The following is a 13300-nucleotide window of genomic DNA, read 5'->3' on the forward strand; positions in this document are numbered from 1 at the left end:
GGCCGAGAGGAGGTGCCAGCGTGATCGAAATCCTGCCGCCCGAAGCCTCCCTGCCGACGCTCTATATGCGCCGTTCCGATCATCTGGCCGAGGAGACTCGCTATGTCGCGCGACCGGGGATTCGCGCGGTGCCGGCGGGATCGGCGACCGTCCTCACCTTCATCCTGCTGCAGGGCTGGACGCTGACCATATTGCTCTGGGCGATCTGGTGGCCTTATCCGCAAAGCCGTAGCGATTGGCTGTTCTCGCTAGGCGTAACCGGCGTGCTGTTCGCACTCGTGGTGCTCGTCGCCTGGCTGTTGATCCGCAGATATCCGGGCTTCCTCACCGCGGTGATGCGCGCGCCGTTCATCCAGCTAACCGTGACCGATCGCCGCATTCTCTGGACGCTGCCATGGATGCGCCTGCCGTTGATGGAGATTTGCCGCGATCGCGTGATGGGGGGTGTCTTGGGGCAGGTGGACGCCAAGGGCTTCGGCAATGCCGCGCTGATCCTGGTGCCGGATGACCCGAGTGCAGACGTGGACGGCAACATCCATTTCGATCGCCTGCCCAACGCCGAGGCCTTCGTGGCGGCGCTGCGGTATTGAGGGCGTTAGATCGTGCCTGATTTGAAAATCCTTTCGTGTCGAGCGAAGTCGAGACACGTTCGACGCTGCTGCTGCGCCACGTCCCTCGACTTCGCTCGGGACGAATGGGGATGGTAGCGAGCGCACTGCTTCCCGCGCTGCATGCTACCCACGCGGGCATCTGGCTCGCCCACGCCGATGGCACCACCGCCCAGATCGGGCGCGGGGCGGCGCTCAGCCAGCTTTCGGCGACGCCGACGATCATCCTCAACGCGCCACTGGTCGCCGCGCGGCTGGGGATGCCGGAGCTTTCGGGGCTCGATCTGCTGGAATTGTTCGCCTTCGCGCATCCGGCGCGGTTTGCGGTGCCGACGCCCGGCGGCCTCGCCCGCGCACTGGAGCTGATGCCGCCCGACGAGGAGAGCGCGGCGGCGGCTTTCCTGCAGCAAGCGGCGGGCGCCATGCTCGCCACGCTCGGCGATGCGGACTGGCCCGAACGCGGCGGCGCGTGGACCTCCGCGCAATCGCTCAGTCGGATGCGCTGGCCCTGGGCGGCTCTCGTCGGTCCGCGCATCGCCCGGCCGAGTGAGGCCGAAGCCTGGCTTTTTTCCAAACTGCCGCAATGGGAAGAGGCACCGCAGCGCCCGCAGCCGCTGCCGATTCGCCTCGATTCGGAGGAGGCCGTCGCCGCACTGGAGCGGCTGACCGGCCCCGGCGCCGAAGTGCGGGCAGGCCAGCGGGACTATGCCGCCGCCGCATCGCGCGTCTTCGATCCGCGCATGGCACAAGGCCAGCCGCATATGCTGCTCGCCGAGGCGGGAACGGGCATCGGCAAGACGCTCGGCTATCTCGCGCCCGCCGCGCTGTGGGCGGATCGGGCGCAGGGGCCGGTGTGGATTTCGACCTACACCAAGGCGCTGCAGCGCCAGCTCTCGGCCGAGACCGCACGGCTCTTCCCCGATCCTGCCGAGCGGCGCGCAAAGGTTGTGATCCGCAAGGGGCGGGAGAATTATCTCTGCCTGCTCAATCTGGAGGATGCGCTGCAAGGTGGCTTCCAGGGACGCGCCGCCATCCTCGCGCAATTGGTCGCGCGCTGGGCCGCCTACAGCCGCGATGGCGATATGGTCGGCGGCGATCTGCCCGGCTGGTTGCCCTCTCTGTTCCGCCGCGCGGGCGCGACGGCGCTTACCGATCGGCGCGGAGAGTGCATCCATGCCGGTTGCCCCCACTATCGCCGCTGCTTCATCGAACGATCGGCCAAGGCCTCGGAGCAGGCCGATCTGGTGATCGCCAACCATGCGCTGGTTATGACAGCCGCCGCGCGCCGTGCCGAGGCGGGCGAATCGCTCGATCGGCTGATCTTCGACGAGGGCCATCACGTCTTCGATGCCGCCGATTCGACCTTCGCCGCGATCCTGAGCGGGCAGGAGGCGATCGAGCTGCGCCGCTGGATCATCGGCCCCGAGAGCAAGGCGCGCGGGCGACGACGGGGGCTGGCCGCGCGGCTGCTCGATGTCGCTTCCTATGACGAGGAAGGCGCGCGCGCGATCGAGCAGGCGCGGGAGGCGGCGACGCTCTTGCCGAGCGATGGCTGGCTAGGGCGGTTAGCGGAGGAGATGCCGCTCGGTCCCATCGAGAAGCTGCTCGCGCAGGTTCGCACCGCCGTCTATGCGCGCGCCAATGCGGCGGACGCGGGCTATGGCCTCGAGACGCACGCTTCGGAGCTCGAGGCACCGCTGGTCGAGGCGGCGGCTGTTGCCGCCGAGGCGCTCGAATCGCTGATGCGCCCGCTCGCGCGCCTGCGGCAGCGGCTGCAGGCGGTGCTGGAGGATGCGCCGGATTGGCTCGATGCCGCCGCCCGCGCGCGGGTCGATGGCGCGATCTACGGTATCGCGCATCGCACCCAGATCCTCGGCGCCTGGGTGTCGCTGCTTACCCGGCTCGGCGGGCCGACCGATCCCGATTTCGTCGATTGGTTGGCGGTCGATCGCGTCGAGGGGCGGGAGTATGACATCGGCCTCCATCGCCGCTGGCTCGATCCCACCCGGCCGCTCGCCGAGGTCGTGCTCAAGCCCGCCCACGGCCTGATCGTCACCTCGGCGACGCTGACGAGCAGCGGCGACTGGCCCGTTGCCGAGGCGCGGAGCGGCGCGATCCATCTCGATCGCGATGCGATGCGCTTTTCGGTGCCGAGCCCGTTCGATTATGCTGCGCAATCGGAGGTGCTGATCGTCACCGATATCAAGCGTGGCGATCTGCCCGCGCTTGCGGGGGCGTATGCGCGGCTGATCGAGGCGTCCGACGGCGGGGCGCTTGGCCTGTTCACCGCGATCCAGCGCCTGCGGGCGGTCCACGCCCGCATCGCCGATCGCCTCGCACGCGCCGGGCTGCCGCTCTACGCGCAGCACGTTGATCCGATCGATACCGGCACGCTCGTCGATATCTTCCGCGATGAGCCGCGTGCCTCGCTGCTCGGCACCGATGCCCTGCGCGACGGGGTCGATGTTCCCGGCGATTCGCTGCGACTGGTGGTGCTGGAGGGCGTGCCCTGGCCGCGCCCGACCGTGCTGCATGCCGCCCGGCGCGCAGCGGGTGGCGGCTCCGCTTATGATGAAAGGCTGGTCAAAGCGCGGCTCGCGCAGGGCTTCGGGCGGCTGATCCGGCGCGCGGGGGATCGTGGACTGTTCGTACTGCTGTCGGCCGCGACGCCTTCGCGCCTGCTCGATGCCTTTCCGCCCGGCGTGCCGATTTCCCGACTTTCGCTCGAAGAAGCGGTCGTCCGCGTGCAACAACGGCTTTCGCACGGGGCTGCTTTCGGGCAGAAGGCCGCGACCGAGGCGCTGACGGGACGGGTATGAAACGGCTGACCTTGCTGCGCCATGCCAAATCGGGTGACGACGGCATGGCCAAGCGCGATTTCGATCGGCCGCTCAACGCCAAGGGGCGCAAGGTGGCGCGCGCGATCGGCCGCTACCTGCGCGACGAGGGCGCACACTTTGACCGCATCCTCGCCTCGCCCGCGCTGCGCGTTGCCGAAACGCTGGAAGAGGTTTCGGCAGGCTATGGCCCGGGGATCGATCCGGCCTGGGAGCGGCGCATCTATCTCGGCACCGCGGATGAGTTGCTGGACGTGTTGCACGAGGTGCCGGACGAGGCCGACGATGTGCTGCTCGTCGGGCACAATCCAGGCTTGGAGGAGCTGGTCCTGATGCTCGTACCCGAGGGCGAGCAGAGCGAGCGGCGCACCGTGCAGGAGAAATATCCCACGGCCAGCGTCGCTGAAATCGATCTCGATACCTCAAGCTGGGCGCGCCTGACCCCTGGCAGCGGGCGCCTCAAGCGCTTTACCCGCCCCCGCGATCTCGATCCCGCGTTCGGCCCCGATCAGCCTTGACCGCCGAGCCGACGCTGCGGCGGGCAGTGGCGGCGGATGCGGAGAAGCTGGCGCTGCTCGGCCCCGCGACCTTCCTCACCGCCTTCGCTGAGGATCATCCGGGCGACGCCATTCTCGCGCATGTCCGCGCCTATCATTCCCCGGCCTATTACCATGCTGCGCTGGCCGATCCGACGATGGCGCTTTGGCTGGTCGAAACGGCGCTGGGCGCGCCGATCGGCTATGCGATGCTCGGCCGTCCGACGATCGATTTTCCGGCCGCCGAGCGGGATCGTGAGCTCAAGCGGCTGTACATGCTCAGCGGCTGGCAGAGCGGCGGCTGGGGCGCGCGGATGCTGGCGGCGGTCGAAGCGGAGGCGCGCGCGTCGGGCGGCGATCGGCTGCTGCTCTGCGTCTATCGGCAGAACATCAAGGCCCAGGTCTTCTACGCGCGACAGGGCTTCGTCGATACTGGCGCGGTTCAGCGCTTCATGGTCGGTGACGCGCCGTTCGAGGATCATATCTACGCCAAGGCGTTGTGACCGATTTCAGAGCGTCAGCCGAGCATCCTCGATCAGCGCCAGTGCGAGGCCGTCACGGATCGCTTTGAGTGCGCCGTGCTTATCCTCAGGCTCCGGCGCAGGCATCGCCTTGCGGTGGTCCTCGGCGAGCAGTTTCTGCACGCCGCGCACCGTATAACCGTGCTTACCCAGCAGCTCATGGATGCGCTTCACCAAAGCGACATCGGCGGGCCGATAATAGCGGCGGTTGCCCGCGCGTTGCAGCGGCTTCAGTTGCGGAAAGCGCGTTTCCCAATAGCGCAGGATATGCTGAGGCAGGCCGAGTTCGCCCGCCACTTCACTGATCGTCCGAAAGGCGCCCTCGGCTTTTTCGGAGGGCGCCATCCTCCGGGTCAGCCGGCCTGGACGATACGGTCGCGCAACGATTGGCTCGCGCGGAAGGTGAGCACGCGGCGCGGCGCGATCGGCACTTCCTGGCCGGTCTTTGGATTGCGGCCGACACGCTGCGCCTTGTCGCGCAGCACGAACGTGCCGAAGCCCGAGATCTTCACATTCTCACCGATGGACATGGCGTGGCACATATGTGCCAGCGTGCGCTCGATAATATCGGCGCATGCGGCGCGCGAAAGGCCGATCTCGCTGTGCAACAGTTCCGCCAGATCGGCGCGGGTCAGTGTTCCCGATTCGGTCATTTCGCCCCCATTGAGTGGAATTTTGTAACCCAAGCGAGCCGTGCCCGCCAAGTGTTTAGAAACGGGCGACTGCCGCGCCCCAGGTGAAGCCTCCGCCCATTGCTTCGAACACGATCAGATCGCCGCGCTTGATGCGCCCGTCGCGCACTGCGGAGTCGAAGGCAAGGGGGACGGAGGCCGCAGACGTATTGGCATGTTCGTCCACCGTGACGATCACCTTCTCGGGCGCGAGGCCGAGCTTGCGCGCGGTGGCGTCAAGGATGCGGCGGTTGGCCTGATGAGGCACCACCCAATCGATCGCGCTGGTCTCCAGCCCGGCCTTGGCAACGGCCTCGCTGAGCACGGCGGCGAGATTGGTGACGGCATGGCGGAACACTTCCTGGCCCTTCATGCGCAGCTTGCCGACCGTGCCCGTGGTCGAGGGGCCGCCATCGACATAGAGCAGTTGGTTGTGCCGCCCATCGGCATGCAGCGCCACCGAGAGGATGCCGCGTTCGCTGGCCTCCTCCGCGCCCAGCACGACCGCGCCCGCACCGTCGCCGAACAGCACACAGGTAGCGCGGTCTTCCCAGTCGAGGATGCGGCTGAAGGTTTCGGAGCCGATCACCAGCGCCTTGTCCGCCGTGCCGCCGCGGATCATGCTGTCGGCGACCGACAGCGCATAAAGGAATCCCGAGCAGACCGCCGCGACGTCAAAGGCGACGCAATCGGTGATGCCGAGCATATCCTGCACCTTGGTGGCGGATGCGGGGAAGGTCTGATCGGGCGTGGCGGTGGCGAGGATGATGAGGCCGATCTCATGCGCTTCTATTCCCGCGGCCTCCAGCGCGCCGCGGGCCGCGTCAGCGCCCAGCGTCGCGGTGGTTTCGCCCTCTCCCGCGATGTGGCGGGCACGGATGCCGGTGCGCTCGACGATCCATTCGTCTGAGGTGTCGACGGTCTCGGCGAGCTCGGCATTCGTCACGCGGCGCTTCGGCAACGCCGATCCGGTGCCGAGAATGATCGCCCGCCGCGAAGGGCCGCTCACGCTGCGCCTTTGACCGGCGCGGTCGAGACCTTGGCGAGATCCTCGACGATCCGCGCGATGACATTCTCCCGCGCCAGTTTCGCCGCCACCTCGATCGCATTGGCTATGCCGACGGCATTGGCGCCGCCGTGGCTCTTCACGACGATGCCGTTGAGGCCCAGAAAGACCGCGCCGTTATGATTGTTGGGATCGAGCTGGACGCGCAGCAGGTGCAGAGCCGGCTTGGAAAGCAGGAAGCCCGCCTTGGAGCGGAAGGAGCTGGTGAAGGCGCGGCGGAGCAGATCGGTGACGAAGCGCGCCGTTCCCTCCATGGTCTTCAAGGCGATATTGCCGGAGAAGCCGTCCGAAACGACTACGTCCGCCTCGCCCCGGCCGAGACGATCGCTCTCGATATAGCCGTCGAAAGTGAGGGGAAGATGAGGCGCAGCGCGTAGCATGCCCGCCGCCTCGCGCAGCTCGCCGGTGCCCTTGAGCTCTTCGGTGCCGATGTTGAGCAGACGCACCGTGGGCCGCGCGATGCCGTTCTGGATGCGCGCATAGGCCGCGCCCATCACCGCGAACTGGACGAGATTCTGGGCATCGCACTCGGTATTGGCGCCGAGATCGAGCATGACGAGATCATGCTTGCCGAGCGTCGGCAGCAAGGTCGCCAGCGCGGGGCGATCGATGCCGGGGATGGTACGCAGCGCGAGCTTGGACATCGCCATCAGCGCGCCGGTGTTGCCCGCCGACACGGCGGCATCGGCGCCGCCGTCCTTCACCGCCTGAATCGCGAGCCCCATCGATGTGGTGCGCGCGCGTCGGATCGCCTGGCTGGGCTTGTCCTCACCGCTGATTGTGTCGGGCGCGTGCGCGATGGCGACAAGGCCGCCGGCGAGCGCGGGGTATTTGGCGACTTCGGCCGCGACGGCGGCTTCGTCCCCGAACAAGGTGAAGGCGAGGTCGGGATGCTGACCAATCGCATGCGCGACTCCGGCAACCGGCGCGGCCGGCCCGTTGTCACCACCCATGGTATCAATCGCGAGACGCGGCCCGCTCATCGACCCTGCGCCCCAACCGACACTGCTATCCTCAGGCCTCGACCGGAAGGATCTCACGTCCGTTGTAATGACCACAATGACCGCAGAGATTGTGCGGGCGCTTCAGCTCGCCGCAGTTCGGGCATTCCTGAAACGCCGCGACTTCAAGCGCATGGTGGCTGCGGCGCATGTTCCGCCGGGAAGGCGAGGTTTTTCTTTTAGGGACTGCCATCTCGGCACCTGTTCCAATATTAACAAAAAAATGCGCGACGGACCCAAGGGATCGCTGCCGGCACCGAGTCTCACCAGAGCGAGGAGGGCTGGAAGCGCGCCGACGGGAGCGTCGCGGACCGGCCCCTCATACAGATTCTGGCCCGCGTTGCAAGCCAAACCGCCCCATGGCAGGTGGGTCCGCTCCGGGGAGGAAGTGCTATGTTGCCGATCACGCTCACGATGGCTGCCGCCGCCGCCATCATCAATATCTGGCTGGCATCACGCTGCGTACAGGTGCGGATGGGCGCCAAGATCATGACCGGGGATGCCGGCCACCCGCTGATGCTCTGCCGGATGCGCGCCCAGGCCAATTTCGCCGAGAATGCGCCCTTCGTGCTGATCCTGCTCGGCCTCCTCGAATATGCCAAGGGGCCGCAGGGCTGGCTGTGGGCGGTGGGCATCGCCTTCATCGTGGCGCGCGTGCTGCACCCGATCGGCATGGATCAATCGCTGGGCGGCGAACCCCGCCATGTGCCCTTAAGGGCGATCGGCATCATGGTGACCTGGGCCGTGCAGCTTATCCTGGCGGCGGCGGCGATCTGGATCGTCTACACCGGGCATCGCTGACATTAGGAGATGTTGACTGATGGATGCGGCGGCTAAACTAATTACAGCGGTCGCAGCGCTTATCGGCGCGATTGCTTGGCCTGCCGCCTTTGCGGCGATCGTGATCGCTTTTCGGCGCGATTTGAGTTCCGCCGTGACGCGCTTGCCGTCGCTCGTCGATCGAGTGCGCAAGGTATCATTTCCCGGCGTCGGTGTGGAACTCGATAGTTTGGCGGATAAAGCCTCCGAGACTGGCGAGATAACGATCGACCAAGCTCGAACGGCTGGCAGGCTCGAGGCGGCTTCGAAGGAGTTTGGAGCAGAAGATCTGTTTCGTGAACTCGATAAGCTCTGCTTGGAATACGACTCGATCCGAAGGACAATGTCTTCGGGAAGTACTCGAACACGAGAGATGACACGCATCATAGTAAAAATGCGTGCGCTGGGGCCATCAACGTCTAGCAGAATCGAAACTTATAAGGGCTCTGGTTCTGCCGGCAGTCGGCTGGCTGCCATAGCTATGATGCAAATGGAGCCGATAAAGGCAGATATCGATTGGCTGCAGGACCGATTTAGAACGGAGGCTCCATTCTTATTTTATCATGCCGCATTGGCTTTAACTAACGCGGCCGGCAGTCGAAGTGGCGCGTCTAAAGTAGAAGTGATTGAGGCGGGGAAAAAGGCTCTCGCAACCATTCGATCTTTTGATGGCCCCGCAGATCAAGGGACGCTTGATGTACTAAAGGCTCTTGTAGGTCGATAGTTAAATACCCGCCAGCACCCGATCGCCCACAAAGGGGTTGCTCTGCCGTTCGTGGGCGAAGGTGGACATGGCGCCGTGGCCGCAGATGAAGGCGGTGTCACCGCCGAGCGGCCAGAGCTTCCCCGTGATCGCGGCGATCAGATCGGCGTGATTGCCGCGCGGGAAATCTGTGCGGCCGATCGATCCCTGGAACAGCACATCGCCGACGATCGCCAGCTTCGAGGGCGCGTGGTGGAAGACGACATGGCCCGGCGTGTGGCCGGGGCAATGGTAGACGTCCAGCACCAGTTCGCCGACCGTCACCTGATCGCCATCCTGCAGCCAGCGGTCGGGCTCGAAAGGCTTGCCCTCGATGCCATAGCTGCGGCCATCATCGCCCAGCCGCGCGATCCAGAAGCGATCCTCTTCGTGCGGCCCCTCGATCGGTACGCCGAGCTCCGCGGCGAGGATGCCGGTGCCGCCGCAATGATCGATGTGGCCGTGCGTCACGAGCAGTTTCTCGATCGTGACGCCTGCCTTCGCCGCCGCCGCCTTCAGCCGATCGAGATCGCCCCCGGCATCGATGAACGCGCCCCGCGTCGTCTTGGTGCACCAGATCAGGCTGCAATTCTGCTGCAGCGGCGTGACGGGCACGATGGCGGCGCGAAGCGGGGGTTGCTGGTTCATGCCTGCCGAAATGGCGTGGCGACGAGGCAAGGGCAAGCGCGGGAGTGCAGCTTGATCCATATCAGGACGAACTATTTGGAAAGTCAGGCGTTCTGCTGCCGACCAACTAAACAGGAGGATCGTCATGAATTTGCGCTCTGGAATTACGGCCGCGCTTGCTGCGTCGGTGGCTTTCGCGGGCGTCGCCGCCGCGATGCCGACTTCGGAATATCTGATGAAAGCCGGTGCCGGCGATCTCTATGAGAAGAAGGCCAGTGCGCTGGTGCTTTCGTCCAGCAAGGATGCGGGTATCAAGAAGTTTGCCAATATGATGATCACCGATCACACCAAGAGCACGACGATGGTGAAGTCGGCCGCGATGAAATCGGGCCTGCACCCGAAGCCGCCGATGCTCTCGCCCGATCAGAAGAAGATGATCGCCGATCTCACCGCCGCCAAGGGCAAGGACCGCGATGCACTCTATGTGAGCCAGCAGAAGACCGCGCACCAGATGGCGCTGGAAACCCATCAGGATTATGCTTCGACCGGCGACAAGCCCGCGCTGAAGGAAACCGCCGCCAAGATCGTGCCGGTGGTGCAGGAGCATATCTCGATGCTCAATTCGATGCCGATGTAAGCCAGGCTATGATTGCCTGAACGGGAGGACCGCTGCATGGGCCACGCAATGCCCATCAGCGGTCCTTTTGTTTTGCTGGATGATGCGCGGCCCGGCGGACGGCAGCTGTTGCTCCGCGATCCGATCGAGATCGTCAGCGCCGATCGCGCCGGGGATGTTCCGCAGGCGCTGAACCGGTTGCGTGAGGCAATTGGTGCCGGGCGGCATGTCGCGGGCTATCTGAGCTATGATGCTGGCGCCGGCCCCTCGCTATGGTTCGGCCTGTTCGACCGCGACGAGCCTTTCGATATCGCCGAGCTGCCCGATCCGGCTGGCGCTTTCTGCTCCGCTGCCGAACCTTCGATCAGCTACGAGGCCTATGCCGCCGCGCTTGCCGAGGCGCAGGCGCTGATTGCGGCGGGCGAAGTCTACCAACTCAACCTGACCTTCCCAAACCGCGTAAGCGTCGGCGGGCACCCCCTTGGGCTCTATGCGCGGCTGCGCGCCGAGGCGGGAGCGGGGTGGGGGGCGGTGGTGCATGATGGCGCGCGCTGGCTACTGTCCTTTTCGCCCGAGCTGTTCTTCCGGATCGAGGGCCAGCGGATCATCGCGCGGCCGATGAAGGGCACCGAGCGGCGCGGGCGCTCTCCCGCCGAGGACGATGCGCTGGCGGAGGCCCTTGCCGCCGATCCCAAGCAGCGCGCCGAAAATCTGATGATCGTCGATCTGCTGCGCAACGATCTCGCGCGCGTCTCCGCGCCGGGCAGTGTCGCGGTGCCGGAGCTGTTTGCCGTCGAACGCTATCCGACCGTGCTGCAGATGGTCTCTGGCGTCGAGGCAGCGCTTGCGCCGGATAAGGATGCGTTGGACGCGCTTGAGGCTCTATTTCCGTGCGGATCGATCACCGGCGCGCCCAAGCATCGCGCGATGCAGGCGATCGCCGCGATCGAGCAGGCGCCGCGCGGCATCTATACGGGCGCGATCGGCGCGATCGATCCCGACGGCGATGCCGCCTTCAACGTGGCGATTCGCACATTGGTGATCGATGGCGAAGGCGAGGCGAGCATCGGGCTTGGTTCGGGGATCGTCGCGGATTCGCGGGCGCCGGCCGAGTGGGAGGAGTGCCTGGCCAAGGGCGCCTTCCTGCGCGCCGGGCAGCCGCGCTTCGATCTGATCGAGACGATGCGCTTCGATGCCGAGGAAGGGTTGCTGGAGCTGGAGCGTCATCTCGCGCGGCTGAAGGCGAGCGCCGCGGCGCTCGGCTTCCGCTTCGATCGCCATGCCGCGCGCAACGAGCTGCACGCCGCCACCTTCCGCCTGCGCGATGCGGCGCGCGTGCGGCTGCGGCTGGCGCGATCGGGGGCGTTGGCAATTGAAAGCAGAGCGCTGCCGCCTGTGCCGGACAAGCCGGTGACGGTGCGGATCGCGCCGCTGCCGGTCGATCATGCCGACGTGCGGCTGATCCACAAGACCAGCGATCGCGGCTTTTACGATCGGGCGCGGCGGGAGAGCGGCTGCTTCGAAGTGGTGTTCGTCGATGAGGAGGGCTTGCTCACCGAGGGCAGCTTCACCTCGCTGTTCGTGCGGCGAAGCGATGGCCTTCTCGTCACGCCGCCGCTGACGCGCGGCCTGCTGCCCGGCGTGCTTCGCGCGGCGCTGATTGCGGAGGGCGAGGCGATCGAGGGGGAGCTTCGGCGCGAGGATCTCGCGCAAGGCTTCCTGATCGGCAATGCGCTGCGCGGGTTGATCGAAGCGCGGCTCGGCTGAGCTCAATCCTCCCCCGCCAGGGGGAGGTGGCGCCGAAGGCGTCGGAGGGGGAGGACGGCGGTGAACTATCGAAGTACGCGGCATCCTCCCCCTCCGTCAGCTGCGCTGACACCTCCCCTTGGCGGGGGAGGATTATGGAAGTGTTCCGATCCCCGGTTGCCCGCTGGGCAAAGGCGATTATAGGCAGCCGCGCTTCTCCAGGCCACAAGGACACCCCCAATGCCGCTGATCTCGGCCGCGCTCGACCGCATTACCCCTTCGCCGACGCTGGCGATGACTTCGCGCACGCTGGAGCTGCAGGCCAAGGGCATCAAGGTGATCGGGCTGGCGGCGGGGGAGCCCGATTTCGATACGCCCGACTTCGTCAAGGATGCGGCGATCGAGGCGATCCGCGCCGGCAAGACCAAATATACCAATGTCGACGGCACCGCCGAGCTCAAGGAAGCGATCGCGGCCAAGTTCCTGCGCGACAACGAGCTGACCTATGCGACGCAGCAGATTAGCGTGAATTCGGGTGGCAAGCACACGCTGTTCAACGCGCTGGTCGCCACGGTGGAAGCGGGGGACGAGGTGATCGTGCCCGCGCCTTACTGGGTCTCCTATCCCGATATCGTCCAGTTCTGTGGGGGCACGCCGGTGTTCGTCGCGGCGGGCGCGGACCAGAGCTACAAGATTCGCGCCGAGCAGCTGGAGGCGGCGATCACGCCCCGGACCAAGTGGATCATCCTCAATTCGCCCTCCAATCCGACCGGCGCGGCCTACTCCGCCGCCGAATTGAAGGCGCTGGGCGAGGTGCTGCTGCTCCACCCGCACGTATGGATCATGGCCGACGATATGTATGAGCATATCGTCTACGGCGATTTTGAGTTTGCGACGATCGCGCAGGTCTGCCCCGATCTCTACGATCGCACGCTGACCGTGAACGGCTGTTCGAAGGCCTATTCGATGACCGGCTGGCGGATCGGTTTCGCGGGCGGGCCGGTGGCGATCATCAAGGCGATGAGCAAGCTGCAATCGCAATCCACCTCCAACCCCTGCTCGATCAGCCAGGCGGCGGCGGTGGCGGCATTGAACGGGCCGCAGGATTTCCTGATCGAGCGCAATGCCGCCTTCCAGCGGCGGCGCGATCTGGTGTGCGGGATGCTCAACGCGATTCCGGGCGTCACCTGCCCGGTGCCTGAGGGCGCCTTCTACGTCTATCCCGACGTCTCCGGGCTGATCGGCAAGGCGACGCCGGCGGGCAAGGTGATCGATAGCGACGAGGCGCTGATCGGCTATTTCCTCGATGACTATCGCGTCGCGGCGGTCCACGGCGCGGCCTTCGGCCTCTCGCCCGCGTTCCGCATCAGCTATGCGACTTCGGAGGCGACGCTGACCGAGGCCTGCACGCGGATGCAGGAGGCCTGCGCCAAGCTGGGGTGAGCTGATCCTCCCCGGGACGGGGAGGTGGCAGCCGCAGGCTGACGGAGGGGGCTCTCCATAAGCGCTG

The 13300-nt window shown here is 66.1% G+C and carries 15 protein-coding genes; 9 read left to right on the plus strand and 6 right to left on the minus strand.

Annotated elements, in window-relative coordinates; genetic code table 11:
• The first annotated feature begins 20 nt into the window (after window positions 1-20).
• From FHS31_RS13015 to FHS31_RS13030, 4 genes are all read left to right on the plus strand, one after another.
• Entirely contained in the window at window positions 21-590 is a 570-nt protein-coding gene (locus FHS31_RS13015) for a hypothetical protein (RefSeq protein ID WP_341786358.1), read from the plus strand.
• 110 nt (window positions 591-700) lie between these two features.
• Complete coding sequence (locus tag FHS31_RS13020) at window positions 701-3427, plus strand: ATP-dependent DNA helicase (RefSeq protein WP_167074315.1); 2727 nt, start codon at window positions 701-703, stop codon at window positions 3425-3427.
• Window positions 3424-3963 (plus strand): SixA phosphatase family protein, encoded by a 540-nt coding sequence (locus tag FHS31_RS13025; RefSeq protein ID WP_167074209.1) that lies wholly within the window; start codon window positions 3424-3426, stop codon window positions 3961-3963. The genes FHS31_RS13020 and FHS31_RS13025 overlap by 4 nt, the downstream gene beginning before the upstream one ends.
• Window positions 3960-4484, plus strand: coding sequence for a GNAT family N-acetyltransferase (locus tag FHS31_RS13030; RefSeq protein WP_208408709.1), 525 nt, complete (start codon window positions 3960-3962; stop codon window positions 4482-4484). The genes FHS31_RS13025 and FHS31_RS13030 overlap by 4 nt, the downstream gene beginning before the upstream one ends.
• Before the next feature lie 6 nt (window positions 4485-4490).
• Here FHS31_RS13030 and FHS31_RS13035 read toward each other — a convergent pair whose 3' ends face one another.
• From FHS31_RS13035 to rpmF, 5 genes are read right to left on the minus strand one after another with little or no spacing between them, the layout of a single operon-like run.
• Window positions 4491-4847: a MerR family transcriptional regulator gene (locus FHS31_RS13035; protein ID WP_167074211.1), complete on the minus strand. Its 357-nt coding sequence runs from the start codon at window positions 4845-4847 to the stop codon at window positions 4491-4493.
• Between the two features lie 8 nt (window positions 4848-4855).
• Window positions 4856-5155: an integration host factor subunit alpha gene (locus tag FHS31_RS13040; protein WP_167074213.1), complete on the minus strand. Its 300-nt coding sequence runs from the start codon at window positions 5153-5155 to the stop codon at window positions 4856-4858.
• A gap of 55 nt (window positions 5156-5210) precedes the next feature.
• Entirely contained in the window at window positions 5211-6182 is a 972-nt protein-coding gene (locus FHS31_RS13045) for a beta-ketoacyl-ACP synthase 3 (RefSeq protein WP_167074215.1), read from the minus strand.
• Window positions 6179-7222 carry a phosphate acyltransferase PlsX gene (plsX, locus tag FHS31_RS13050; RefSeq protein ID WP_167074217.1) on the minus strand — a complete coding sequence of 348 codons (1044 nt, stop codon included), beginning with the start codon at window positions 7220-7222 and terminating at the stop codon, window positions 6179-6181. Before plsX ends, FHS31_RS13045 begins: the two co-directional genes overlap by 4 nt.
• A 31-nt stretch (window positions 7223-7253) precedes the next feature.
• Window positions 7254-7433, minus strand: coding sequence for a 50S ribosomal protein L32 (gene rpmF, locus FHS31_RS13055; RefSeq protein WP_167074219.1), 180 nt, complete (start codon window positions 7431-7433; stop codon window positions 7254-7256).
• 200 nt (window positions 7434-7633) lie between these two features.
• Between rpmF and FHS31_RS13060 the strand changes: the two genes are divergently transcribed.
• On the plus strand, window positions 7634-8041 hold the full coding sequence (locus tag FHS31_RS13060; RefSeq protein WP_167074221.1) for an MAPEG family protein: 408 nt from the start codon (window positions 7634-7636) through the stop codon (window positions 8039-8041).
• A 19-nt stretch (window positions 8042-8060) separates the two neighbouring features.
• On the plus strand, window positions 8061-8783 hold the full coding sequence (locus FHS31_RS13065) for a hypothetical protein (protein ID WP_167074223.1): 723 nt from the start codon (window positions 8061-8063) through the stop codon (window positions 8781-8783).
• Here FHS31_RS13065 and FHS31_RS13070 read toward each other — a convergent pair whose 3' ends face one another.
• On the minus strand, window positions 8784-9449 hold the full coding sequence (locus FHS31_RS13070; protein ID WP_167074225.1) for an MBL fold metallo-hydrolase: 666 nt from the start codon (window positions 9447-9449) through the stop codon (window positions 8784-8786).
• A gap of 124 nt (window positions 9450-9573) precedes the next feature.
• Between FHS31_RS13070 and FHS31_RS13075 the strand changes: the two genes are divergently transcribed.
• From FHS31_RS13075 to FHS31_RS13085, 3 genes are all read left to right on the plus strand, one after another.
• Entirely contained in the window at window positions 9574-10065 is a 492-nt protein-coding gene (locus FHS31_RS13075) for a DUF4142 domain-containing protein (RefSeq protein WP_243843458.1), read from the plus strand.
• A gap of 48 nt (window positions 10066-10113) precedes the next feature.
• The gene (pabB, locus tag FHS31_RS13080; protein ID WP_167074227.1) at window positions 10114-11811 is read left to right on the plus strand and encodes an aminodeoxychorismate synthase component I; all 1698 of its coding nucleotides are present in this window, start codon (window positions 10114-10116) and stop codon (window positions 11809-11811) included.
• 219 nt (window positions 11812-12030) lie between these two features.
• Window positions 12031-13233 (plus strand): pyridoxal phosphate-dependent aminotransferase, encoded by a 1203-nt coding sequence (locus FHS31_RS13085; RefSeq protein WP_167074229.1) that lies wholly within the window; start codon window positions 12031-12033, stop codon window positions 13231-13233.
• Window positions 13234-13300 lie beyond the last annotated feature (67 nt).

It is taken from the genome of Sphingomonas vulcanisoli (assembly GCF_011761305.1).
Lineage (GTDB): Bacteria > Pseudomonadota > Alphaproteobacteria > Sphingomonadales > Sphingomonadaceae > Sphingomonas_I > Sphingomonas_I vulcanisoli.